The organism is Fictibacillus nanhaiensis (genome assembly GCF_023715445.1).
Lineage (GTDB): Bacteria > Bacillota > Bacilli > Bacillales > Fictibacillaceae > Fictibacillus > Fictibacillus nanhaiensis_D.
In genome coordinates, this window is the sequence record NZ_JAMBOD010000005.1 from 122,350 (window position 1) to 147,027 (window position 24,678).

The 24,678-nt window shown below is 40.3% G+C and carries 24 protein-coding genes; 15 read left to right on the forward strand and 9 right to left on the reverse strand.

The genetic code is table 11. The features are described 5' to 3' along the window. Positions 1 to 64 precede the first annotated feature (64 nt). Positions 65 to 640 carry a YpmS family protein gene (locus tag M3196_RS14495; protein ID WP_251323029.1) on the forward strand — a complete coding sequence of 192 codons (576 nt, stop codon included), beginning with the start codon at positions 65 to 67 and terminating at the stop codon, positions 638 to 640. Positions 641 to 795: 155 nt separating this feature from the next. Continuing rightward, the gene (locus M3196_RS14500) at positions 796 to 1,137 is read left to right on the forward strand and encodes a DUF1878 family protein (RefSeq protein ID WP_251323030.1); all 342 of its coding nucleotides are present in this window, start codon (positions 796 to 798) and stop codon (positions 1,135 to 1,137) included. Here M3196_RS14500 and M3196_RS14505 read toward each other — a convergent pair. Both M3196_RS14505 and M3196_RS14510 read right to left on the reverse strand, forming a co-directional pair. Beyond that, the gene (locus tag M3196_RS14505) at positions 1,128 to 1,709 is read right to left on the reverse strand and encodes an HTH-type transcriptional regulator Hpr (protein ID WP_251323031.1); all 582 of its coding nucleotides are present in this window, start codon (positions 1,707 to 1,709) and stop codon (positions 1,128 to 1,130) included. The two genes, M3196_RS14500 and M3196_RS14505, sit on opposite strands and share 10 nt — an antisense overlap. 209 nt (positions 1,710 to 1,918) lie before the next feature. Further along, positions 1,919 to 2,200 carry a YtxH domain-containing protein gene (locus tag M3196_RS14510; protein ID WP_251323032.1) on the reverse strand — a complete coding sequence of 94 codons (282 nt, stop codon included), beginning with the start codon at positions 2,198 to 2,200 and terminating at the stop codon, positions 1,919 to 1,921. A 364-nt stretch (positions 2,201 to 2,564) separates the two neighbouring features. Between M3196_RS14510 and M3196_RS14515 the strand changes: the two genes are divergently transcribed. Further along, the gene (locus tag M3196_RS14515) at positions 2,565 to 2,984 is read left to right on the forward strand and encodes a YkvA family protein (RefSeq protein ID WP_251323033.1); all 420 of its coding nucleotides are present in this window, start codon (positions 2,565 to 2,567) and stop codon (positions 2,982 to 2,984) included. 24 nt (positions 2,985 to 3,008) lie between these two features. On the opposite strand, the gene M3196_RS14520 is transcribed toward M3196_RS14515, so the two are convergent. The 3 genes from M3196_RS14520 to M3196_RS14530 form a co-directional block, all read right to left on the reverse strand. Next, entirely contained in the window at positions 3,009 to 3,521 is a 513-nt protein-coding gene (locus M3196_RS14520; RefSeq protein ID WP_251323034.1) for a tryptophan transporter, read from the reverse strand. Between the two features lie 117 nt (positions 3,522 to 3,638). Then, entirely contained in the window at positions 3,639 to 4,718 is a 1,080-nt protein-coding gene (gene serC, locus M3196_RS14525; protein WP_251323035.1) for a phosphoserine transaminase, read from the reverse strand. An 83-nt stretch (positions 4,719 to 4,801) separates the two neighbouring features. Next, the gene (locus tag M3196_RS14530; protein WP_251323036.1) at positions 4,802 to 5,260 is read right to left on the reverse strand and encodes an HIT family protein; all 459 of its coding nucleotides are present in this window, start codon (positions 5,258 to 5,260) and stop codon (positions 4,802 to 4,804) included. 733 nt (positions 5,261 to 5,993) lie between these two features. On the opposite strand from M3196_RS14530, the gene M3196_RS14535 reads away from it, so the two are divergent. The 6 genes from M3196_RS14535 (at position 5,994) to M3196_RS14560 (ending at position 11,135) form a co-directional block, all read left to right on the forward strand. Next, the gene (locus M3196_RS14535) at positions 5,994 to 6,536 is read left to right on the forward strand and encodes a PCYCGC domain-containing protein (protein ID WP_251323037.1); all 543 of its coding nucleotides are present in this window, start codon (positions 5,994 to 5,996) and stop codon (positions 6,534 to 6,536) included. Positions 6,537 to 6,604: 68 nt separating this feature from the next. Next, the gene (locus M3196_RS14540) at positions 6,605 to 7,348 is read left to right on the forward strand and encodes an ABC transporter ATP-binding protein (protein WP_251323038.1); all 744 of its coding nucleotides are present in this window, start codon (positions 6,605 to 6,607) and stop codon (positions 7,346 to 7,348) included. Further along, entirely contained in the window at positions 7,345 to 8,562 is a 1,218-nt protein-coding gene (locus M3196_RS14545; protein ID WP_251323039.1) for an ABC transporter permease, read from the forward strand. Before M3196_RS14540 ends, M3196_RS14545 begins: the two co-directional genes overlap by 4 nt. 90 nt (positions 8,563 to 8,652) lie before the next feature. After that, positions 8,653 to 10,020, forward strand: coding sequence for an FAD-binding oxidoreductase (locus M3196_RS14550; RefSeq protein WP_251323180.1), 1,368 nt, complete (start codon positions 8,653 to 8,655; stop codon positions 10,018 to 10,020). A gap of 66 nt (positions 10,021 to 10,086) precedes the next feature. After that, positions 10,087 to 10,833 (forward strand): EcsC family protein, encoded by a 747-nt coding sequence (locus M3196_RS14555; protein WP_251323040.1) that lies wholly within the window; start codon positions 10,087 to 10,089, stop codon positions 10,831 to 10,833. 155 nt (positions 10,834 to 10,988) lie between these two features. After that, complete coding sequence (locus M3196_RS14560) at positions 10,989 to 11,135, forward strand: hypothetical protein (RefSeq protein ID WP_251323041.1); 147 nt, start codon at positions 10,989 to 10,991, stop codon at positions 11,133 to 11,135. Between the two features lie 31 nt (positions 11,136 to 11,166). Here the strand turns inward: M3196_RS14560 and M3196_RS14565 are convergent, their stop codons facing one another. After that, positions 11,167 to 11,598 (reverse strand): ferritin-like domain-containing protein, encoded by a 432-nt coding sequence (locus tag M3196_RS14565; RefSeq protein ID WP_191754781.1) that lies wholly within the window; start codon positions 11,596 to 11,598, stop codon positions 11,167 to 11,169. Positions 11,599 to 11,819: 221 nt separating this feature from the next. Between M3196_RS14565 and M3196_RS14570 the strand changes: the two genes are divergently transcribed. Beyond that, positions 11,820 to 12,137, forward strand: a complete 318-nt coding sequence (locus M3196_RS14570; RefSeq protein ID WP_425311012.1) for a DUF3243 domain-containing protein — start codon at positions 11,820 to 11,822, stop codon at positions 12,135 to 12,137. Between the two features lie 139 nt (positions 12,138 to 12,276). Then, positions 12,277 to 12,984, forward strand: coding sequence for a phosphatase PAP2 family protein (locus M3196_RS14575; RefSeq protein ID WP_251323043.1), 708 nt, complete (start codon positions 12,277 to 12,279; stop codon positions 12,982 to 12,984). Here the strand turns inward: M3196_RS14575 and M3196_RS14580 are convergent. Continuing rightward, positions 12,962 to 13,870, reverse strand: a complete 909-nt coding sequence (locus tag M3196_RS14580; RefSeq protein WP_251323044.1) for a diacylglycerol/lipid kinase family protein — start codon at positions 13,868 to 13,870, stop codon at positions 12,962 to 12,964. The genes M3196_RS14575 and M3196_RS14580 overlap by 23 nt on opposite strands. Before the next feature lie 2 nt (positions 13,871 to 13,872). After that, on the reverse strand, positions 13,873 to 14,364 hold the full coding sequence (locus M3196_RS14585; RefSeq protein ID WP_251323045.1) for an antibiotic biosynthesis monooxygenase family protein: 492 nt from the start codon (positions 14,362 to 14,364) through the stop codon (positions 13,873 to 13,875). 156 nt (positions 14,365 to 14,520) lie between these two features. On the opposite strand from M3196_RS14585, the gene M3196_RS14590 reads away from it, so the two are divergent. Further along, positions 14,521 to 16,737, forward strand: coding sequence for a transglycosylase domain-containing protein (locus tag M3196_RS14590; protein ID WP_251323046.1), 2,217 nt, complete (start codon positions 14,521 to 14,523; stop codon positions 16,735 to 16,737). Between the two features lie 615 nt (positions 16,738 to 17,352). Here M3196_RS14590 and M3196_RS14595 read toward each other — a convergent pair. Then, positions 17,353 to 20,571 carry a M36 family metallopeptidase gene (locus tag M3196_RS14595; RefSeq protein WP_251323047.1) on the reverse strand — a complete coding sequence of 1,073 codons (3,219 nt, stop codon included), beginning with the start codon at positions 20,569 to 20,571 and terminating at the stop codon, positions 17,353 to 17,355. A gap of 620 nt (positions 20,572 to 21,191) precedes the next feature. Between M3196_RS14595 and hemE the strand changes: the two genes are divergently transcribed. The 3 genes from hemE to hemY are packed head-to-tail and all read left to right on the forward strand — an operon-like array spanning position 21,192 to position 24,580. After that, positions 21,192 to 22,220, forward strand: a complete 1,029-nt coding sequence (gene hemE, locus M3196_RS14600; RefSeq protein ID WP_251323181.1) for a uroporphyrinogen decarboxylase — start codon at positions 21,192 to 21,194, stop codon at positions 22,218 to 22,220. 6 nt (positions 22,221 to 22,226) lie between these two features. After that, a complete protein-coding gene (gene hemH, locus M3196_RS14605) occupies positions 22,227 to 23,168 on the forward strand; it encodes a ferrochelatase (RefSeq protein WP_251323048.1) in 942 nt (313 codons plus the stop codon). A 5-nt stretch (positions 23,169 to 23,173) separates the two neighbouring features. Then, positions 23,174 to 24,580 (forward strand): protoporphyrinogen oxidase, encoded by a 1,407-nt coding sequence (gene hemY / locus M3196_RS14610; RefSeq protein ID WP_251323049.1) that lies wholly within the window; start codon positions 23,174 to 23,176, stop codon positions 24,578 to 24,580. Positions 24,581 to 24,678: the final 98 nt, after the last annotated feature.

Here is a 24,678-nt window from a genome sequence, read left to right on the forward strand (position 1 = left end):
TTTAACTTTACCAAAATATGTGGAATATGAATAGAATAAAATACTTATCACAAGGGGAGAGAAGATGCGTAATAAATGGAAAGCAGCATTCATCGTACTTTTAATTCTTACACTGGCAATTCCGGCAGCGGTCGTCGCTTTACTTTTCACAGATCCAAATGGGGGCCATCTCGACCGCAGCAAACTAAGTTCAGATTTACGGGCGAACCAAAAATTATTAAGCATACATACGGAAAAGGAACAGGTGGAAGATCTTTTAAATAAAGAACTGAAGAAAAAGGCGCCAAATGTAAATGTTTATGTTAATTTACGTGATGAAGCTGTCTTGAACGGATCCTTCGTTGCGTTTAATCAGGAACTTCCTTATCAAATTACATTTGAACCTGAGGTAATGGATAATGGTGATCTTTTATTAAAAGAAAAAGATATTCAAGTTGGGCGCTTTCCGCTGCCAGGCGATGAAGTCTTTACTCTATTGAAAAAGACGATTGAGTTTCCAGAATGGGTAGAAGTTTATCCGAATGATGAAAGTATACTGATGAAGGTTACAGAAATGCCTACAAAACCAGGATACGCGGTTAAAACAGAAGAATTTGACCTAAAGAAGAACTCCATTAAGTTCGGAGTTTATACGAAATAAGAGTAAGCACTTTGATCTGCAGCTTTGTAGATGAGAGTGCTTTTTGCTAGCCAAAATATAACGCAGGCCATCGGACAAACGGAATTAAAATCATATCCAAATGGTGAAAGTTGGATTATAATATAGACATAGTATGACTAGAAAGCAGGGTATGTATGGAGACGGTTGAAGAGAGGCTAGAAAGACTTGAATTTTATAATCTGTTAACCATTGAAAGTGTCGATCTCACTTCGTATCCATTCTTCAGGCTAGTCATGGAAAAAAAGCTCACCGAACAAGAAGTGAATGATATCATTCAACTTTGCGATGAGCTTGAGAAACTATTTTTTATGCAAGAAGAAGCAGGTTTTGTTCATTACATGCCGCTATTAATTCACTTTGCAGGTATGCTGACACCAAAGCTTAAACCGAAAGAAACGATCCTGGCTTTGCTTCATCAGGAAAAATATATTTCATTAATGAAAAAACTATACGAGCTTTCGTGTCGTTACGAATGAGAAGAGGCAATTTCCTCAGCTGCGATAACAGGTGCAGATGCTTGTTCTTCAATAGTCTCTTCAATTTTCTCTTCCAGCTTGTTAAAGATAGACATAAAATCATCACCGTATAAATTGCGAATGATCGACATTAGCTCCGGAAACTCAGGGAATCTTCCAAAAAGTTCTTTAATAGGCATAGACGCGCTGAATACACCAAATTTAGAAGGATCATATGTATTTAGTGTTTGTAACAGAAGTTCTTCACCTTTAGATGTTAAACAGATATATGTATTTCTCTTGTCGTCTTCTTTTTTAGAAAATGTAAGATAGCCTTGTTCTTCCAGTTTTTTTGAAAAGTTAAAGGCTGTAGAAACATGCATAACACCGAACTTAGCAATATCAGAAATCGAAGCGCCTTCGAGATGATGAGCAATCCAAAGGATATGGTGTTCATTAATATTTAGTCCATAATCTTTAATCCAGTTTTGCCAGTCCTTTTCGACACTTTTCCATAAAGCTTTACTAATTTGAGAAAGTTTGTGACTATAGATCATGGCTTCTTGAAAACTATATAATTGATCTTTGTTCATTTTTAAAATGCCCCTCCATCTTATAAAACACATCCTATTCCTCATTATGCCAGTATTTCCTATAATAAGAAAGTAAAATTTTTCAATTTTTACTTTCTTTTTAGTAAAATAGAATGATAACTTTTAGCAGATATAGTGACAAAGTAAGAATATACATATGTTTATAAAAAAAGAAAAAAATTCTCCTCTAATGGAGAATTTTCTTCATGTTATTTAATTTCTTGCTCCATTTCTTCTTCTGTATTTTCAATGATCGAAGCAGCAGTTTCTTGCAGTGCCTCTTCCTTTTCTTTATTGGCAAATTTGATTTTTGCTCTTAGCTGAATGCCGTCACGCTTAATGCTGGAGAACGTAGATTTCATTTTTCCCATATTTTCTTTTAGGTCTTTCCTTACCTCTTTACCTGCTTTAGGAGTAGAAAGTAATGTAGCAGCTGCTGTTACAACCGTTCCCAATGCAAAACCTACTACCATGGATTTTGATTTTGACATCTGAAAATTCCTCCTCATTCTTTTATTATCTAATAAATTCGTGAAAATCCCTTATAATCCTATGAAAAATAATGACGAATATAAAAATATTTCCCGATAGATTTCGTCATGTTTGGACAAGATACACATTGTGGAAAATAACCGTACGAAGGATTTAGAACCTTGCTGTGACAGTGACGAAGGTAAACTTGTTCAAAGATCGAGCTTTTAAAAACAAACACTATGTTTGTCTGATTCAGTAGATTTTTAGCGTTGTTTGGCGATTCATTTAATCGAATACGAAAAAGAGAAATTAATGATAATGATTGACGAAGGATATAAAAAGAGGGTATACATAATAAAAAAAGGCAGGAGGGAAATGAGCATGAAGCAAAATACGATCGGCAATTATTTTAATAAGATGAAAGAAAAAGCAAATGCCGTATTAGAAAGTCCTACGCAAACGGGTGAGCTTGTTACAAAGGCTGAAGACAAAACGACTCAAACCGATAAACAGGGTTTGCGAGATTTGGGTGCTCAAGTTAAAGCCCTTGTTCGCTTAGTAAGGTCATATAAAAAGGGAGATTATCGAAACGTCTCCAAAAAATCGATGCTTCTTATTGTAGCGGGCCTTTTATATTTTGTAAGTCCGATTGATGCGGTTCCTGATTTTCTGATTGGTGCAGGATTATTGGATGATGCTACGGTACTTGCATTCTTATTTAAAACATTATCCGGTGAGATCACGGCATTTCAAGAGTGGGAAGAAACAGAGGAAGACACATACATAAAGCCAGCTCCTTAAGGAACTGGCTTTTTATTATAAATTTTATGCAGTTAAGTTTGAGCGTTTTGAGAATCGGTTGGCAACTGGATAAATGAAGAACATGATTAATCCGCTTATCGCGCTTGTTGGTAGAACAATCATTCCAATAAAGCTGAACAATGAGCCAGGCAGACCGGCTACAACCATTGCAACAAGCAAGAATAGTGTTCCGCTGACAATCGTTCCAATAACGGTTAACAGAACGGCACTAATTGTATTAACTTTTACTTTTTGTGCTAAGACAAACAGGCCTAAAAAGATAAAAGCTGTAATCGGTTTTTCCACGATGTTTGCGATCTGTCCTCCAGCCATACCTGTTGTTAATGCAGAAATGACACCAGCTGCCATACTTGCAATTAATACATTTTGCTTCGTTGGTGCAAGCATGATAGCTAAAAACATCATAACCAGAAGCAAATCAGGTTTCATTCCGAAAAATAATGGCGGTACAACCGTGTGAAAGACATACCCCAGTGCAATAAGTACAGAAGTTAAAGCTAATGATTTTGTTTTCATTTCTAATCTCTCCTCAGCTAATCTAAGCCTAAATTTCTTTCCAATAGTGCCCTCATGGCCTATTGCGAAAGTAACTCTAATGTACCAAAATTATTAAAATCTTTAAAGGTTTTAAACTTAATTACCGTATTTTTCCTGAAACTGTTGCATGAATTGTGCAAGTCTGTCACATGATTCCTGAGGAACAGCGTTATAGATAGATGCCCGGAAACCGCCAACTGAGCGATGTCCTTTTAAACCGAAAATACTGCTTTCTTCAGCTTCTTTAATAAATTGATTTTCTAATTCCTGATCACTTAAAGTGAAAGTTACATTCATGTGTGAACGGGAATCAGGAGTCGCATACCCATTATAAAAACCGCCGCTGTTATCAATCGCGTGATAGATGGTTTGGGCTTTCTTTTCATTTCTTAATTGCATTTCTTTAACTCCGCCTTGTTCCTCAATCCACTGAAGAACAAGATTAAGAAGGTAAATCGAATAGACTGGGGGAGTATTGTAAAGAGAATTGTTCTTTGCATGAACCTGATACGACAAAATAGAAGGGAGATCTTCATTCTCTATTAATAAGTCTTTTCGGATGATTACAGCAGTAACGCCGGCTGGACCCAGGTTTTTTTGAGCTCCGGCATAGATTAACGCATATTTGGAGACGTTAAAGGGCTTGCTCATAATATCACTGGACATGTCGGCAACTAGATTCGGGTGAGAAAATTCATTTAAGTCTGGCCATTGAGTGCCATAGATTGTGTTGTTAGAAGTGATATGCAGATAAGCGTCTTGATCGCTTGATTCATAATTCATTTTCGGAAGCGTCCGGTATTTTGTTTCTTTTCCTGAGATAACCGCTTCACTCGAACCGATTTTTGAGGCTTCTTTAAATGCTTTTTCTGACCAAGAACCGGTTAATACGTACTTAGCTGTTTTACCAGAGATGATTAAATTCATTGGCACCATAGCAAACTGCAGACTTGCTCCGCCTTGTAAAAATAAAACATCATGTGTTTCTGGGATGTTTAATAAATCCCGCATCTTCTCCTTAGCTTGTTCATGAATATTTTCATACGTTTCCCCTCTATGGCTGTGTTCCATAATATTAAGACCAGTTCCTTGAAAATCTTCCCATTCTGACTTAGCACGAATCATAACTTCTTTAGGCAGAGTAGTTGGTCCTGCCTGAAAATAAATTCGTTCCATCTCTTCTCCTCCTCCGATGATTTACTGCTTGGAATATGAAAAAACTGCCTGGATTTAAGATAGGCAGTTTTACTATGTAAGTGTCAGTTCTTAACGTTTTCTTTAATGTTTTGAGCGATTTCAGCCATTTCGTTTGCAGGAAGCTCCTGTGTTTTCCAGACTGCACCAAAACCATCGCCAGAACCATAACGCGGTATGAAATGCATGTGGTAATGGAAGACAGATTGACCAGCTGCTTCGCCATTGTTGTTTAAAAGGTTCAATCCAATCGGGTTATATGTTTGTTTAATGCTTTTGGCTATTTTCGGCACGGCAGAAAACAGCTTAGCTGCTGTTTCTTCAGTCAGCTCGAAAATATCTTTTGCATGCTCTTTCGGGATAATCAGCGTATGTCCTTTTGTAACCTGACTGATATCCAGGAAGGCAAGGACGTTTTCATCTTCATACACTTTGTAGGATGGGATTTCACCCTCAACAATTTTACAAAAAATGCAGTTTGAATCGTGTGACAAGCGGCTCACCTCATTTTTTTTACCTATCATAACACACATTAACGACGAGAAAAATAAGGTTGTTTTCTAAATGATTTGTGTTTTTGGATTGAATAGCAGAAGCGTCCTTTTAGCCCGTATCAAATGTCCTTTGTTAATCCAGTTTAACGGTACGTGTTCTTATTTTTATTACACGTTCGCTCAGATTTATTGAGTACCGCTCAAAAACGCCGAGTTACGCTCAAGATTCTCTCGCTGCGCTCAAACTGACTATAGTTTCGCTCAAAATCTTCATTCTTCGCTCAAAGTACCTCTTCTTACATAAAAACGGGGACAATCTCCAGTGGCTCACTGCACATTCAGCGGAAAACGAGCCCGTTTAAGCAATAAGCGCTAATCAACCACTCCATCCAGCAACAGAGTATTACGAAAACAGCCAAAAATAAAGAAGAAGAGTCCTATGTAATAATAGAACTCTCCTTCTTATAGAGGTTAGAGAAGAAAGGAGAACATGAAAACAAAACAATAAGATTTTTTAGCCATGCACCTCTAGTTTAAGAATTTGAAATTGCTCGAGCACTGAATAGTCCAAGAGAACCATCTCCTTAAATGAAAGCATTTAATAAAAAATCTAAAACCTTGTATCTATCTCCCTGAAGAAGGGGGGATACCTTCTTCACCTATATTTTGTCCATACGATCTCCCATGTTATACATATAAAATTGGAAAAACTACTGTGAATTGAGCTATTATTAGGAAAGAATGAACAATAGGAGGGACCTCTTTGCAAAGAAGACATCTAGTTATGACGATGACTCTTGCTGCTGGTTTTCTTATCTCAGGCTGCGGGAATGGGAATGAGAAAGAAGAGCATAAGAATCATCAAGAGCAATCACAGGGAACGAATAATGAAACATCACATAATGAGCATGAGAATCATCTTCCGAACGGTGATATACAAGAATTGACGGCATCGATCGATGTATTGCCTAAATTCTTAGATAAACAGCCTGAAGAAATTGCTGCTATTTATGCAGAAACACCAAAATATAAAAAATTGCTTGAATCTATGCCTTGCTATTGCGGGTGCGGTGATTCTGCCGGGCATAAAAATAATTATGATTGTTTTGTAGCAGATAATAAGGAAGATGGAAAAATAGTGTGGGACGACCATGGCACAAAATGCGGTACTTGCCTTGAAATTGCTGCAATCAGCATGAGTCAGGCTGCAGAAGGCAAAAGTGCGCTGGATATTCGAAAAATGATTGATGAGAAGTATAAAGAAGGTTATGCAAAACCTACACCAACTCCAATGCCGGCTTCTTAAAGGCTAAAACTAATATTATGGTAAATAATAGTAAACAAGATTAAAAAAAAGAAAAGGGAGGGGATCAAATGAGGCCTATCCTCGAAGTCAAGGATTTAACGGGCGGCTATATGCCAAACCAGCCTGTCATTCATAACTTGAATTTTTCAGTAAAAGAAAGTGAAATTGTCGGGCTGATCGGATTAAACGGAGCTGGGAAAAGTACGACGATTAAACATGTTCTTGGACTGATGGAGCCGATGTCCGGGAATTCCAAAATTATGGGACAAACCTTCAGAGATGAACCTGAAATTTATCGCAGCCAGTTTACTTATATTCCGGAGATGCCCGTTCTTTATGATGAACTTACATTGTGGGAACATCTCGAGTTAACAGCAATGGCTTATGGACTCGAAGAACAGACTTTTCTGACGAGAGTCCGGCCGCTGCTAGAAGAATTTCGTATGGATAATAAGATTAAGTGGTTCCCCAACCAATTCTCTAAAGGAATGAAACAAAAGGTTATGATTCTTTGTGCCCTTCTAGTTGAGCCAAGGCTGTATATCGTCGACGAGCCATTCGTTGGTCTGGATCCTCTTGGCATTCAGTCTTTCCTAGAATATATGGTTGCCTTTAAAAATAGCGGTGCGGGCGTTTTAATGTCTACGCATATTTTATCAACAGCTGAAAAGTACTGTGACCGCTTTTTAATCATGCATGAAGGAAGACTAATATTGAGCGGAACATTAGGAGAACTGAGAGAAAGAAGCGGTTTAAAGGATGCTACCCTTGATGAGATCTATCTTTATGTTGCAAGAGGAAAAGTATCATGATTGATGTAAAAAAATTATGGCGCAAACGACGCAATGCTCATTTAACTCAAACATTAAAATACTTTAGTTTGATGGCAAACAGCGGACTTATTGTTTCATTAATTTTACTCATCGTTGTGGGCAGCATCTATTATGCAAAACTTCTAAAGGCACTTCCGGAAAGCTTTCCTGCTGTGCTGATTTTAACACTGCTGTTTTCTTTCTGGCTGACAAAAAGCCCGATCAGGACTTTATTAAAAGAGGGAGACCTTGTTTTTTTACTTCCCGTTGAATCAGGTATGAAGCAATATTTTTCACAAAGTCTGTCTTCGGCCATCGCGAGCGGTTCATTCATGACACTCTTTTTATTTACCCTGACTTGGCCCATTGTACAGGTTTTCATAATTGACGGCTGGAAAATGTATGTGGTATTTGCTTTCTTTTTAATCACCGCAAAAATATTTAATCTATATGTTTCTTGGGAAGAAAGAAGGCTTCCTTACAAAAGTCATCAATTGAACTACCGTATCATGAGATTTATCGTGAATTTTGTTTATGTATACCTGCTTTTTAATGAAGCATATATCTTTTTAATCGCGATGTTTGCCATCATGTATGTATTGAAGAACTTTGTGTTTGGTGTATTTAGAAAGGTGCACGGCTATCAATGGGAGATGCTGTTAGCAGAAGAACAGAATCTTAAAATGAAGGGATACCGGCTTGTAAACTACTTTACAGATGTTCCTGCACTGAAACAAACGGTTCATAAGAGGCCATGGCTGAACAGTCTCGGTTCTTTCTCTTTTAAAAAAAAGAATGTGATGACTGCGCTTTTTATGAAAACATTTATTCGTTCAGGGGATTATTTAGGTTTGTACATAAGACTGATTCTAATTGGTTTCCTTTTTCTTTATCTGATTCCTGCAGGCTGGTGGCAGATTGCCGTTGTAATATTATTCTTTCAGATGCTCACTTTGCAGCTGTTTACTCTCTATACCCAATACCGATGGAATGTAAGTTTTATCATCTATCCAATCGAGTCTGATGGAAAGCAGGCTGCATTCGTTAAATGGCTGCGGGGTCTTTTGCTGCTGCAGGGGCTGCTATATGGAGTTTTTTACGGACTCTTATCGGGTGACTGGGTGATTGCACTATTGATGCCGGTGGCGGCATTCGGGTACAGTCTGTTCCGCCTGCCATCCATGACAAAAAAACATATTACACTATCTTCCTAGCCTTATGGGTTAGGAAGATTTTTTGTTTAACAATATGTGGGCTTCTTTCATATGTTACGTTAAGCAGTTTTTTGGAGGGAGCGCTACGTGATGAAGAAATGCTGGCTGACTGGCAGAATTGTTATACCCGGTGATCCGGAATACGATCTTGCACGGGAAGAATTTAATACGCGTTATGATCTTTTTCCAAGCGTTATAAATTTTTGCACAACAGCAAAAGATGTATCCCATGCAATCTGCTGGGCTAAAGAGAGAAAGGTTAAGTTTAGGATTCGTACAGGCAGGCATAGCTATGAAGCTTATTCCTCTCTGGACGGGGGACTGGTTATTGATATTAGCGAGATGAATGAGATAAAAGTAAATCATCAGACAAAAACTGCAAAACTAGGAGCAGGGTCTCTTTTGTTTCCGCTTTATGAAAAGTTATTTGAAGAAGGGTATACAATTCCTGCGGGGACTTGTCCGTCTGTAGGTTTGTCAGGACTGACACTTGGAGGTGGCTGGGGGATGCTAACCCGGCCATACGGAATGCTGATCGATCAATTAATCGAATTAGAGATGGTAGATTCCAAAGGGAATATTATTGTGGCAAACAGAGAGAAAAATGCTGATTTATTTTGGGCGTCACAAGGGGGTGGAGGAGGAAACTTTGGTGTCGTTACTTCCTTTTTGTTTCATGTGATTCAGGTAGACAGAGTAGCAACGTTAAATATCACTTGGGACTGGAAAGGATTTGAACCTGTTGTTATGGCCTGGCAGAATTGGGCACCATTTACGGACAAAAGACTGACTGCAATTATTGATCTTTTAACGAAAGATAAGGGGGAGATCAGAGCTTTAGGGGAGTTTACAGGAACTGCTCTCGAGTTATGGCAATTTGTACAGCCATTAATCGATGCCTATCCTCCGAAAAAAGTAGAAATCAAAAACGTTTCATATATGGATGCAGTTAAAATGTTCGGCGGGATGATGCCGGGGATGGAAGAATATGCGGTTAACCATGGCGATCCGGATGCCCATCCTTTTAAAAATACAGGCGCTTTTGCAAACAAGCTGCTCCCGCCAAAAGGAATAAAGATATTAAAAGATTTCTTAGCTAACTCTCCAAGCTCTGAAAATAAAGTGCAGCTCCAGGCATTATCCGGGAGGGCAGGTGAAGTTTGTCCGACACAGACAGCTTATGTTCATCGAAAAGCGCTTTTCAGTTTGTTGTATATTACGAAGTGGGAAAATGAGCAAGAAGCAAGAGTCAATACAAAGTGGGTAGAAAGATTAAGAAATACTCTATTGTCGTTTGCTGATGGTGCTTATGTAAACTTTCATGATAATTGCATTAAGGATTGGCTCGAACAATGCTATTTTGAAAATCTGCCTCGTCTGATTAAAGTGAAAACAAAATATGACCCTGAAAATCTTTTTAATTTTCCATTAGGCATTCCAACGAAAAGGGAACTGTAGGAAGTTTGCCATTCAATTGAAACCTGTAAGAAGGATTTTTCGTATGTTAAGGAGAGGAGGAGTAAGATGAGCACTTATGAACAAAAGGTCTTTGAAGAGCTTAAGAATTGGGAAATAGAGATGACGAAGCGTCCAACACTTTGGAACAAAGCTGCTAAGTCAATACAGACTAAAATAAACGAGAAAATACCTCAAAAGGTACATGATGTAATCACAACCAGCATGAAGCAGATGATCAAGGCTACTTTATTAGGTTCCGAGTATACGACTAAACGGACAACCCAAATGAGTGCTGAGCTTCATGAAAGAGATGAAAAACTGATGGAGCGTCTTGCCTTTTACAAAAAAACAGCAGCTGTAGAAGGGGCAGGAACAGGAGCCGGCGGAATATTGCTGGGCCTTGCGGATTTTCCATTGCTGCTGGGTATAAAGATGAAATTTCTCTTTGAAGCGGCAAGTATTTATGGTCTGGATGTTAAAGATTATAAAGAGCGAATCTTTATCCTGCATGTGTTTCGTCTTGCTTTTTCCGATCCGCACAAAAGGAAAGAAGCCTTTGAAAAGATTGTGTTTTGGAAAGAGACGATTCATGAGTTCCCGGAACATCCCGGCGCGATTGATACAATAAATTGGCAAGAGCTGCAGCAGGATTACAGAGATCATATTGATTTAATAAAAATGCTTCAAATGGTACCGGGTCTTGGTGCTGTCGTCGGAGCTTATGCCAATTATCATTTCTTGGAGGATTTAGGGGAAGTGGCACAGAATTGTTTCCGCTGGCGAGTTCTAATGGAACAAAATAGAGATATATAGGAAAAAAGCTGGCTTTTCTAAGCAGCTTTTTTATTTTTGTTTGATCAACTTCGGTTTTTGTTTGATGAGACAATGAACAAAAAGTAAAAATGACGATTTTGTTCTTCAAAATCGCTCCGTATTAGGTGGTACGGGTGAAAATAAGGTGTCATTGGGTGAAAGCAGCAACTCACGGGGCAAAACTCATTAGTCTTGGGGTCTTTTGGGGTGAAACGGGCTTCCCACCGGGCGAACGTGTAATAAATAAAAGAACACGTACCGTAAAAGCTCAGCCGCCACTAAATGAAAGAAAGAGCCGCTAAAATGTTAGCGGCTCTTTAATGATATATGTGTTTAGAAGCGGCTGTCGCTTAGTAAGCGGTCCATCTCTTCTTTATGCTTCGTTTCATCTGCAATCATATCTTCGAGCTGAACGACTAATTCAGTCAATTTAAGATTTGAAGCTTGCTCCTTACGCTCTTCGTAGCGTCTGATCGTATCCTCTTCTGCGTTTCGAGCTTCCTCCAGCATTTCACGAACACTTTCAACTTGTTTAACTGGTTTTGGCTGAGTTGTAGGAGTGCCTCCTAATGTTTTAATCTTTTCTGCTAAATAAAGGGCATGTCCTTGCTCATCAGTGATTTCACTTTGAAAGAAAGGTTTTAGGATCTGACGGTACAACCCTGAAACTGTAGCAGCGTTATGGTTGTACATGATGATTGCTGAGTATTCATTTGCAAGATCCTCGTTTAGTCCGTCGATTAGTGCTTGTAAGTCTTTTTCCATTTGTATAACCTCCTGAATCTTGTTCTACAAAAGTATCCTTCCCTTTTTCTAAGGATAGTAAACCGAATGAAAGAATAGGTAACTCTAAAATAAATCAAACTGTATAAATACGTTTAAGCCTTGCAAAAAACGGTAAAAGGATAACAGGCCTGACACAATCATTAAACAAAGGTCATACAACACAAACTCTTAAGGAGGTAATAAAAATGGAAAACAGACACATGGTAGACAAAGAACGGGATGTTGACATGGGCAAGGTAGAGGATACAGCAAGCCGAATGAGTGAAAGCAAAAAGGATGAGATCTTGTCTAACTTTGAAGAGTTTAAAAGCTATCTTCACAGCAAAATAAAAGTTGGCGAAAAGATGGGGATGAGCGAAGAAACTCTTGCCAAAACAGCAGAAAAAGTGGCAGATTATCTGGCTGAGCATGAGGAGCCGCGCAACTCTGAAGAGAACCTCTTAAAAGAATTATGGAAAGTAGGAGAGCAAGAAGAGCGCCATAAGCTGGCACATATGCTTGTTAAGCTTGTTAAATAAAACTGTACGCCAAAGGCTGCTTGTATAACAGGCAGCTTTTTTACTTTTATATAAAAAGCGCAGTCAGCTGATAAAGGAGTTTAGTACTTGTTCAAACGGTGAAAACTTGGGATATATATTTCTAAAATGAGGAGATCTTATGTTACGAGACCTAGCCAATAAATTACCTTTTCCAATACTCCCCGTTATTTATATTCTAGCAGGCTTGATGCTCTCATTTTTTTCATTAAACATGTTTTTTGAACTATCAGAAGATCTGATGGAACAGGAACGTTTTCGGTTTGATCAAGTCATTATTCAATACGTTTCGAATATACGGACTGGAACAATAACAGAAGTCATGAAATTTATTACCTTTTTAGGCGGTAAAACCATATTGACTCTATTATTAATAGGGAGTATGATCTGGCTGATCGTAAAGCGGAAAAATTATTGGGGAGCTATCTTTTATATCATTGCCGTAGCGGGAGGCGGTCTGTTAAACCTTGGCTTAAAGCATTGGTTTGGAAGAATTCGTCCAGAAAACAGCCTTATTGTAGAACAAGGCTTTAGTTATCCAAGCGGTCATGCCATGGGAAGCTTAATTTATTACGGTTTTTTAGGATACCTGTTGGTGAGAAGCCAGCGCGGAAAATCAATAAAAGTATCGCTGAGTATGGCCTTTATAGCATTAATATTACTTATTGGCTTTAGCCGAATCTATCTAGGGGTTCACTATCCATCTGATGTACTGGCAGGCTTTTCAGCTGGAACCGTTTGGCTGCTATTATGTATTGGAGGCCGTGAATCTATACGGGCCTACAAAAAAAGAACGCTTCCTTTATTTAAAAGGAAACATCCCCAGTAAGAACAGATAATTTCTGTTGAAGACATTTTACAACAGAAGGTGTTTCGTGTTCACGCTCTCCATCACAATCAATCAGCTGATGGGGAGCTGTTCTTATTTGAATTTCAGAGCTTTGAAAATAGTGGTAGCCTTGTCCTTCAACAGATGTATCCGATAAACGGTTTTGCAGGACATCCCAGATGAAAGAAATAGATGGTTCTTCAATCAGTAAGCAGTCAAGTTTTCCATCCTGAATATCAGTATCAGGGAAAAAAGGACGTATTCCGCCCGTAAAAGGCCCATTTACAGCTAAAAACATGGCTGCCTTGCCATGGAACTGAAATTCCTTTGATTGTATAGATATTTCAAAAGGCTCCCATGTCTGCATGGATTTTGCTGCTGATAAATAATAAGATAGCCTCCCAAATCTTTCTTTTGTATTCGGATCGATGGATTTGGATACATGCGTAATTAATCCAATGCCCCAAAAGTTAGTGAAAAAATGTCCATCGAATTCACCGATATCTATACACCGAATCTTTTTTTCACTAAGCTGACTTGCCGCATTGACAGGATTTTGATTCATGCCAAGTGCCCTTGAAAAATCATTGCATGTTCCGCCAGGGAGTATGCCAAAAGCAGGTTTATTTCCGTCTAAAGATAATAATGCTTCTGCTATTTCATGTACAGTACCGTCTCCGCCAGCTGCAATGATAACATCGGTTTGCTTGTACAGCTGTTTTACAAAAGATGCACCTTCCCCAGGCTCAGTTGTTTCGAATACCTGCACATCACTAAAACGACTCTTTAACTCTGTAAGTACTTCATTCCAATTAGATAGAAGGCGTCCCTGTCCCGCTTTAGGATTCAAGATAACAGAAACACGGCTTAATTCTGAATGGTTCATACTTATTCAACAACCATGTATTCTTTGACAAATGACTTGCCAGAGAAAAGGTTCTCAGGCAGGCCTTTAGATGTTCCTCTGTCTTTATGTGCTTCTTCATAGGCTTTTGATTGCTGCCAGTTAATGAAATCAGCATGTGATTTCCATAATGTCATAACGATATATGGATCCTGGTGAAGCGGGCGGAGTACACGAATACCTATAAAGCCCGGTTCATTTTCAACAAGCCCTGCACGATTCTGAAAACGCTCTTCAAATAGACTTCTACCGTCTTCTGTTACAGGGATGTGGTTCATAACGACAAATCCTGCACCAGACAGTGAACCTCTTTGATTAATGACCTCATATTCATGTTTTTCTGAAAAAGGATTCTCTCCATCTGTTTCGTAAACCAGTGCAGAGTTAGAATCACCTTCTAGCAGGAGAGCTTGGCTGTATTTTTCTTGATAGCTGGATAAATAATCCGTCGTACCGTACGTGATATAAGTCTTCATATGCAATCCCTGCCTTTAAATTGATTTACTTTTGTTTTACCCAACGAACTTGCCGGTTAAACAGTGTAAGAATCTTACTGCTTGTAATATACTTTCCATCTGAGGGAAAATTATATAAAATGTACTTTTCGACCTAGAAAGAAACGAGGTTTTGTTATGGTGAAGAAAAGTCTCATCGCACTCGGTATTTTAACCGGTTCACTGATCATCGGTTTTTTTGCCTATCTTTTTATCATCATGGCTGGAGATTATGTGATTGATGAAAAAGATCTGGTAATGGATTCAGCAACCATTTTAGTGAACGAAAAAGGTGAAAAAATCACAAAAATATATGATGAAAACCGGGAAATTGTAAGCATCGAAGATATTCCTGATCATGTAGAGGAAGCTTTCGTGGCAGTTGAAGATTCCCGTTTTTATAAACATAATGGAATTGATGTAAAAGCCATCTCACGTGCTATTTATAAAGATATTTTAGCTGGCAGCAAGGTAGAAGGTGGAAGTACGATCACCCAGCAGCTTGCAAAAAATGTTTTTTTATCTCATGAGAAATCCTGGCTCCGCAAAACGAAAGAAGCGGTTATCGCAATTAATCTTGAACGAAGATATACAAAAGATAAGATCCTCGAGATGTACCTGAATCAAATCTATTTTGGGCATGGTGCGTACGGCATTCAGCTTGCAGCAAAAACCTATTTTAATAAAGATGTCAGAGAATTGACGGTAGCTGAGGGGGCGATGCTTGCGGGTCTTCCAAAAGCACCAAGCTATTATTCTCCGATTAAACATCCAGATGCAGCCAAGGAGCGTCGTGATCTTGTACTGACGCTCATGGAGAAGCAAAACTATTTATCTCCGACCGAGACAGTGAGAGCCCAAGGACAAACGATCGCAGTGAACTTTCATCAGGAAGAATTAAATCCTGCATATTCAACTTATATTGATATGGTTATAAGAGAAGCAAGAGAAAAGTATCACATATCGAGAGAAGAATTAAGGCAGGGCGGTTATAAGATTGTTGTACCTATGGATCCTGCGGCACAGAATTCAGTTTACAAAAATTTTCAGGAAGGAAAGTACTTTATCGGAACGGGCAAGGAAAAGCCTGAGGGCGCAATGGTTCTTATGGATAGCGAGACGGGCGGGCTGCTTGCAGTTCAAGGTGGAAGGAACTATGTAACAGAAGGGTTGAACCGGGTCGTTGTGAACCGGCAGCCAGGTTCAACTTTTAAACCATTAGCCGTGTATGGGCCCGCACTGGAGTCTGATAACTATAAACCTTATTCCATGCTTCGGGATGAGGAATTGAGCTATAACGGATATGAGCCTAAAAACTACAATGGCCGGTATGAAGAAAGCGTTTCAATGGTGGAAGCGATCACGCATTCCGTCAATTCATCTGCCGTTTGGCTGTTGAATGAGATCGGTATTTCCTATTCAAAAGAGTATTTGGACAATCTCGGCATGCCGATTGAGGATAAAGGACTGGGCATTGCACTTGGCGGAATCGATCATGGTGTAAGTCCTCTCCAAATGCTAAAAGGATATCGGAGTTTTCTGCATGAAGGAAAAACGGTTGAACCTTTTGTGATCAGTAAGATATATGATCATAAGGGTGAACTCATCGGCAAGGCAAAGCGTGAAGAAAAGAAAGTATGGACGAAACAAAACGCGTGGTACATGACGCGTATGCTTCAGGAGGTCGTAAAAAACGGAACCGGTTCAGATGGTCCTGAAAATATGGAGATCGCAGGGAAAACTGGAACGACCAACTATCCGGATGTCGGTAAAGGCAATAAAGATACGTGGTTTGTTGGATATACCCCTCAAGTGGTCGGGGCGGTCTGGATCGGGTATGATAAAACAACGAAAGAATCTTATTTGAACAGCGGCAGTGCTCAGCCGACACTTTTATTTAAACAAGTGATTAACCAAATGCCTTCACAGCAAGGACTAAGTTTTAAAAAGCCAAGCGGTGTTAAGGATCTGGAGCCGCCCATCGAACTAATAGAAATTAATGATCTTTCTGCTGAATTTGGTATGGGCGATTACGGAATGCCTTCTATAAAGTTAAACTGGACATCTTCTAAAGACAAGCGTCTTCAATATAAAATTTTTGCAGTAAACGAAGGAGAGAAGACACATCTAGATACGGTTAAAGGAAAGGGAGAGTATATCGCTTCCGGCAAACATCTGTTTACGCTGCCTGATTTTTATGTTGTCCCATACAATTCTCTTACCAAAGAGGAAGGACGCCCTTCAAATACAGTTTCTATCTCGTTTTTCCCGGGCTTTGGTGATGATGACGATAATAAAAACGAAAAGCGGGGAAAAGGGAAGAAAAAAGAGAAGAAAAAGAAGAAAGATGAATAAGATGAGGAAGATGGCTGGTTCCATCTTCTTTTTTTGCTTGGCTGTTTTCGTAATCATTGTTGTTTTTTGAAAGTAGTTAATCTCCGTTTCAGGATGCTCGCTTTCCGCGAGGGGTAAGGTGAGCTTTTTGGAGGAAGATGGGTAAAGACTCGTATTCAAGGAAGAATTTGTGCTCCTGCGTCTGTAAGAAAATTCTACCAAGCGGGCTTCCTCGTCGCATGCCTTGCGAGAAGTATTCTCAGGTGGTTGGCACGCTAATCCCGCAGGAGTCTCGCACCTTACACTCCAATCAATATGCCGCTGGAGGCATGTAACTACCCCCCAGAAGCAACAATCTTTAAAAAAAGAGCCTTTTGCTTGAATAAATGTGATGGTTGTCGAAAGTTGACGAAAATCGTTTTTATTCTAATTAACGTGGGATTTTATGGCGCTAACGTGGGATTTTTAAAAATAACGTGGGATTATCTAAATTAACGTGGGATTAAACTTCCAATGTATCTGGAAGGGGCCGTATGAGGGCCCATAAATAGTGAAATAAACAAAAAAGATGGGCGCCAAACCCATCTTTTCTACTTTATTTATTAAAAAAGTTACTTGGCGTCCGCAAAAGTTCATTTATTCTGCAAAAGGACTTTTCACAAGTACTTTAAATGGAATACTTGCTCCTGAATACAGTCCTACATAGATATAAGATGTACCACCAGGAACAACTCCTGACTCATTCGCTCCCGCTGTTGCGATGCTGCCGATTTGGTTAAATGATGAATCATAGAAATAAACATCCAGATCGTGTGTACTGTCTTCAGGACCAGTGACTGTAACATTGTGCAGTCCATCGCGGTATTGTTCAGGTAGGGTCACTACATATCCATCAACACCTTGTGATGCAGGTTCAGGATTTTGTGTTGTAACAAATTCGTTCTGTGTCACACTTCCGGTTGCGTCCAAGTCAGCTAAGCTTCCGATCCCTGTTGCCGGGTTGCCAGCTAGAATCAAGCCTTCAGTCGTAAAAGGTTCCGTAACAACAGGCGGCAATGCCTCAACTTTTGAGGAACGTTCTGCAAAAACTTGCACTTCAGCTACTTGTACATGACCAAGAGAGTTATCCTGAGCATTAATCGCGATGAATTTTACAAAATTTGCTTTTACAGGTTCAGCAAGGTCGAACGTTTTATAATGCAGATCAGGTGTTGCAGGACGAGGTTTACCTGCATTGAACGTACCGTCTTTTACTGTTGTCCAGTTTTCGCCGTCAAGCGATGTTTGGACCGTAAAGTCTTTTAGAGCTGAAAACCGGGCTTTTGCAATGTCTTTAAATGCACTTACTTGAACACTTGAAACAGTTGCTGGTCTGTCCCCTGCAAGATCCACAACAAATTCAGACCCCGTAAAGCCTTCTTCTTTTGTTTGTGAAGCATACACGGTCGCTTCTGTATCATCCAGTGCATTTTTTACAGGATGTGTTTCTGTTTCATCGGATACCGAAACCAGTCCAGCTCCATTCGCTGTAGAAGCCAGGTTAGGTGACAGATTCACATGAAATGATTCGATCTCACCAGCTGTAATTTCTACATTCTTAAATGTTGTTGAACCAAAGCCGCGAGCCTGAATGGTAATATCATAGGTTCCTGAGACGACAGGCAGGCTGAATCCGCCGGTGTCACTTGATAAAGCTACTGGACTTGTACGAGCTTCATATTGTCCGATAATAATTTTTGCATCTTTTACCGGTTTTTTTGTTGAAGAATTCATAATCTTTCCCGCAAGCATACCGTTTTGTCCGGATACTGGGTGGTCATAGGCTGGGACTGGGTCTGTATCGTCACCAGACAATGATTTCGCTGAAGCTCCCAGACCTCTTTGTGCAAAAGCTTTCCATAAAAGATCATAGTGTTCTCCACCGTATCGGTCTTGATCAGCTGCAAGGATAGCTGTACGCATATCATCCATCGATGGATCAGGCGCAGAGATCGGCATTGCATCCATTACGATATGTTCTGCGACAGCTTCACCTTCTTCTTTTCCTAGTTCTCCTATTAAACTTTCTCTTACGTGCCAAAGGATAGCCGCCCAAATCTCACCATCGGCGTGGACTTCAGGACCAACGATATCAAAGCCAATATCACCAAACTGAAGCGGAGCATCATCGAGTGCCCAGCTTCGGATCCCTCTTTCAGGATTTCCTGTTACATACGCACCGACAACAGGCTCTTTTTGAAGCCCATTTTTAACAAGATAGTGCATGCCGAACCAATCACCCCAAGCTTCACCCATGGATCCGGACTGATGGCTGTTCAACGATTCGCCTCCTGCTACATACCGATTGGAAAGGGCATGGCTGTATTCGTGATAAATGATCCCTGCATCGAAATCACCATCTGTATATTCGCCTTCGAAAGCCCCTTTAATCGGCTCCCATAAAAACATACCGCTCCACGCAGGAATTCCATCGGGAAGTGTGAGCATATAGGCGTTGTCACGGCCTGTATATGTCGGTTCTCCGCCTGATGCTGCGCCAGCCTGAACAAGCCCCAATATAGGATCACCTTCCATACCGCCTTTTCCGAAGTTCGCAGCTTGCAGGTTACCCGCGGATTCTGTCCAACCGAGCTTGTAAAAATAATCGTGAAACAGGTTATGGTGATAGAACAAATTAGTTGCAGCACTGTGTACATCTTCTGCATAAGAAGGCGGAGCAGTTTGTCCTTCAGTTTTGTTCCAGGCATTTTTAAACGGATATTTAAATTGCCCGAGCGGATTTACCGGTCTGATAATTCCTGCTCCTTCTGGAACGAGAAAGTTACTCCAGTTTGCATAGGTGTCTGCATTGTTTCCAAGTGTTGTTACACCAGCATCATTTGCTGGCAGCAGCCAGCCTTGCGGTGAAGCTGCAGGGTCACCTTTTAAGGATTTCACAACCTGGGTGCCACCAGTCGGGGAACCAGGATAATTTTCAAAGATTAAACCTTCCGGATTAAGATTTTGAACAAGTGATCGTTCAAAAAGAGTTTTGCCTGTTACTCCATCCAGAACTACTTCCTTGCCTTTGTTCAGTTTTTCGATAAAAAGTACGCGGTAAGCAGGTCTTACACCATCAGCTGTTACAAAGGCAGATTTTTTAACGCGCTGAACGGTCGGAAGGGTATCGCCCCCAGCATATTCCTCCCAGCCTTGTTTTGTACCGTTCAATACAGGCGTGTAATTTAATTCAGGAAGATGTTCCTTAACTACTGATAGAAGAGCATCTTTGCTTGATAGTTGATGTGTTTCATCCAGTTTTGACGCCTTTGAAGCATTTGATGCAACGGAAAGAATGCGTCCATCTTTATTGACAGAAACAATAATCCGTCCGCCGTTTGCGGATTCAATACCAGAGAAGGTTTGCTGAAAAACAACCGTTTGGAGACCGCTCCCAGGGATAGAATGATTCTTTATGACAGAAAGAGAGTCTGCTTGATTGGAAGAGAGTCCGAACATTTGTGAGTTTTCTTTAAGCCATTTCCGAGCTATAGTCTCACTGTTATAACTGGATGGAGGAGTTAAGTATCCTTTATTTTTTGAAATAAAAGAAGGTGTGCCAAAAGTTGAATTCCAGGAGATCCTTGTTCCAGTGCCAGCTACTTGGATAAATGAATCTGCTGCTTTTATTTGTGAATCAGTGGGAAGGACTGCGGATAGGTTTTTGCGGATATCAAAATTTTCATGATTATGTTCTTTTGCCAGTTCATTTGATGATAAAGCATTTACGGAAAGATCGGCGGCTGGGTATAACTGTGATAGAAGTAAAGCAGTACATACGGCCGAGCCGGTTATTGTTTTTTTACTAAGGGACATTTCACACACTCCTTAACGGAATTTTCTGACTTTTATTACAATCATTAAACAATTGTCCCAGAAGCGAGTCAATGGAATTCTCGAAAGATAGTGCTTTCACTAATAAAATTTAGCCGTAAGTTATACGAAGTGCATACCACTAAGGTTATAGAGGGAAGAGGGTGACTGGTAAAAGGCTCTTTTCTAGAAGAGTGTTGGTCTTGGATAGTTCTAATAAGACGTTTAATTGAGAAGTTGGTTGGGACGCAGTGCGAGACTCCTGCGGAATCAGTGTGCCAACAACCTGAGAGTACTTCTCGAAACGCATGTGACGAGGAACCCCCTTTCGGCAGGATTTGCTTGTAGACGCAGGAGCACACATGCTTCCTTGAATAAGACTCCTAAGGGTGCATAGCGCCGAGAAGGATCACTGCATGCCCGCGGAAAGCGGCTAACTTGAACGATGGCTACAGCAATTTGCCAAAATGATGACAATTGAGCTTTCAGCCTATACTTTTATTATGAATTCCCTTACAATGTGTATGGATATTGACGTTTATAGGTTTTAAGTTTCAGTGGCTAGGAGATAACAATAGTGCTGCAGCTTTTGGTCTTGATAGAAAGGTGTGTACGTTTTGACAATGAATGAAGAGTTCTTGAAGGCGTGTCGTAAGGAGAAAAATTCACATATTCCTGTTTGGTACATGAGACAGGCGGGCCGTTCTCAGCCTGAGTACCGTAAACTGAAGGAGAAGTATTCACTGTTTGACATCACTCATAGACCGGAGATGTGTGCAGGCGTTACGAAGCTGCCAGTTGATCAGCACGGTGTGGATGCAGCGATTCTCTATAAAGATATTATGTCTCCGGTTCCTGCAATCGGCGTTGATGTAGAAATCAAAGCGGGGATAGGACCTGTTATTGATAAGCCTGTAAGAACACGCGAAGCTGTTGAAAGGCTTGGAACGATTGACCCTGAGAAGGATGTACCGTATGTACTCGAAACAATTAAAATTTTGCGTCAACAATTGGAAGTTCCTCTCATTACTTTTGCAGGTGCACCTTTTACACTTGCAAGTTATATGGTTGAAGGAGGTCCTTCACGGGATTACCATAAAACAAAGCAGCTCATGTTTTCTGATCCAGAGAGCTGGTTTATGCTGATGGACAAGCTAGGAGACATGACGATTGCGTATGCGAAAGCACAGATCGCAGCTGGTGCACAAGCGTTTCAGATTTTCGATTCCTGGGTTGGCGCATTGAATGCACAGGATTATGCAAGATACATTATGCCTGTTATGGACAGAATCTTTTCTGAACTTCGCGGAGAAGGAGTACCGTTGATCCTTTACGGAACAGGTGCACGCCACTTGGTGATGGAGTGGAACGAGCTGCCGCTCGATGTTATCGGTCTTGACTGGAGACTCTCTCCAAGAGAAGCGCGTCAGATGGGTGTAACAAAGGCACTTCAAGGAAACTTGGATCCTTCTATTCTGCTAGCTCCTTGGGAAGTGATCGAAGCAAGAACAAAAGAGATTTTAGATGAAGGAATGGAAGAGCCAGGATTCATCTTTAACGTGGGTAAAGGTATTTTCCCGGAGGTTAACATCGCAACATTGAAACAATTAACCACCTTTGTCCATGAATACACATCTGAAAAACTAGGGTGATTATAAGTGACGAAAAAGAAAACAGGTTTGTTAGTGATGGCATATGGAACGCCAAGAAGTCTGGATGAAGTAGAAAGCTACTACACACATATTAGACGCGGCCGGAAACCTTCACCTGAACAGCTTCAGGAATTGACAGAAAGATACGAGCAGATCGGCGGAATCTCACCTCTTGCTAAGATTACAGAAGATCAAGCGCAGAAACTTGAAGAAGAAATGAACCGCCGTCATCCGGATAAAGAGTTTAAAAGCTATTTAGGTTTAAAGCACATCGATCCTTTTATTGAAGATGCTGTTCATCAGATGAAAGATGATGGGATCGACGAAGCGGTAACACTTGTCCTTGCCCCTCACTATTCTACTTTTAGTGTTAAATCATATAACGGACGTGCTGTAGAGGAATCTTTCAAAATTAGCGGACCGAAGTTTGTGACAATTGACAGCTGGTATGATGAGCCGAAGTATGTTCAATATTGGGCGGATGGAATTAAACAAACGTTTAAAAACATTCCTGAAAATGAACATGATCAAGCGGTTGTAATATTCTCAGCGCACAGTCTGCCGAAAATGATTCTGCAGATGGGCGATCCTTACCCGTCTCAATTACAGGAAACAGCTGATTTGATTGCGAAAGAAGCCAACGTTTCCCACTATACAATTGGCTGGCAAAGTGCAGGGAATACACCAGAGCCTTGGATCGGACCAGATGTTCAGGATCTGACGCGCGATCTGTATAATGAGTACGGATATAAGCATTTCATCTATTGTCCTGTTGGGTTTGTTGCGGATCATTTAGAAGTTTTATATGACAATGATTATGAGTGCAAAATCGTTACAGATGAATTGGGCGTGAACTATTACCGTCCTGAAATGCCGAATGCAAAACCTGAATTTATTGACTGCTTGGCAACAACAGTTGAAAAAGCATTAGCAAAAGGAAGAATGTGAATAAGATGAGCGAGCGAAAGCACGTGATCATTTTGGGCGGCGGCATTACAGGTTTATCCGCTGCCTTTTATGTGCAAAAGTATGCAAAAGAAACAGGAAAGCCAGTAACTTTTACTTTATTGGAAAGCAGCAGCAGGCTGGGCGGAAAAATTGAAACCATTACAGAGGATGGTTTTGTGATTGAAAGGGGTCCTGACTCCTATCTGGCTCGAAAAACCGTTATGACTGATCTTGTTAAAGAGGTAGGACTAGAAAAAGACCTGGTATCGAATGAAACGGGACAGGCTTACATTCTTCATAATATGAGACTTCATCCAATTCCCGAGGGAGCGGTTATGGGTGTTCCAACTAAGATAATGCCGTTTGCATTCACCCCGCTTTTTTCAATATTTGGGAAAGCCAGAGCTGGTCTTGACCTTGTTCTGCCGAAGCGTTCAGATTCCAGTAGAGATGTTTCTGTAGGGCATTTTTTTAGAAGAAGGCTTGGAGACGAAGTGGTAGACCGTCTGATCGAACCTTTGCTGTCTGGAATCTATGCCGGTAAAATCGATCAACTAAGTTTGCAGTCTACTTTTCCGCAATTCGTTGAGACGGAAAAAAAGCATAGAAGTTTAATTTTAGGCATGAAAAAATCGCAGCCTAAGCCTATGAAGACTCAGCAAACGGAAAAGAAAAAAGGCGCGTTTTTAACTTTGAAAAATGGATTATCTTCCATTATTTCTGCGCTTAGAAACTCTCTGCCTGAAGAGAACATTAAGATGGGTGCAAAAGCGGATTCAGTAAAGCGTTTAGAAGAGGGGACATACTCCGTTACATTAGAGGATGGGACAGTTCTGGCTGCAGACCACTTAATTGTAACGACTCCGTATACAGTAACGAAAAAACTTTTTGGCGAGAAAATGTTTCCATCTGATTTTCATAAAACGAAACCTACCTCGGTTGCAACAGTTGCGATGGAATTTAATGAAGATGAAGTACCATTTTCATTAGAAGGTACGGGTTTTGTTATCGCAAAAAGTGAGAAAACATCTATTACGGCTTGTACGTGGACTAGCCGTAAATGGCCACATACCACTCCTAAAGGGAAGGTGTTGTTAAGATGTTATGTCGGCCGTGCTGATGATCAGGAGATTGTTCACGAATCCGATGAAGCAATCTTAAGCAAAGTACTGGATGATTTAAAAAAGATCATGGGTGTGGATACTAAACCTGAAAAATATTATGTATCACGAATGATTGATTCGATGCCGCAATATGAAGTTGGCCATGAAGAGTATGTAAAGCAGCTTAGAGGAACTTTTGAAAAAGAGCTTCCGGGTGTCCTTTTAGCCGGTGCTCCTTATGATGGTGTCGGGCTTCCGGATTGCGTAGATTCAGCTAGAAATGCTGTAGAAAGACTTTTATCCAAATAAAGAACGAATTCCATGATTTTCATGAGACGGCAAACGGATAAGTTTGTCGTTTTTCTTATTTTCCTGTAGAATGATTCTGCTATACTGAAGGAAGAAAA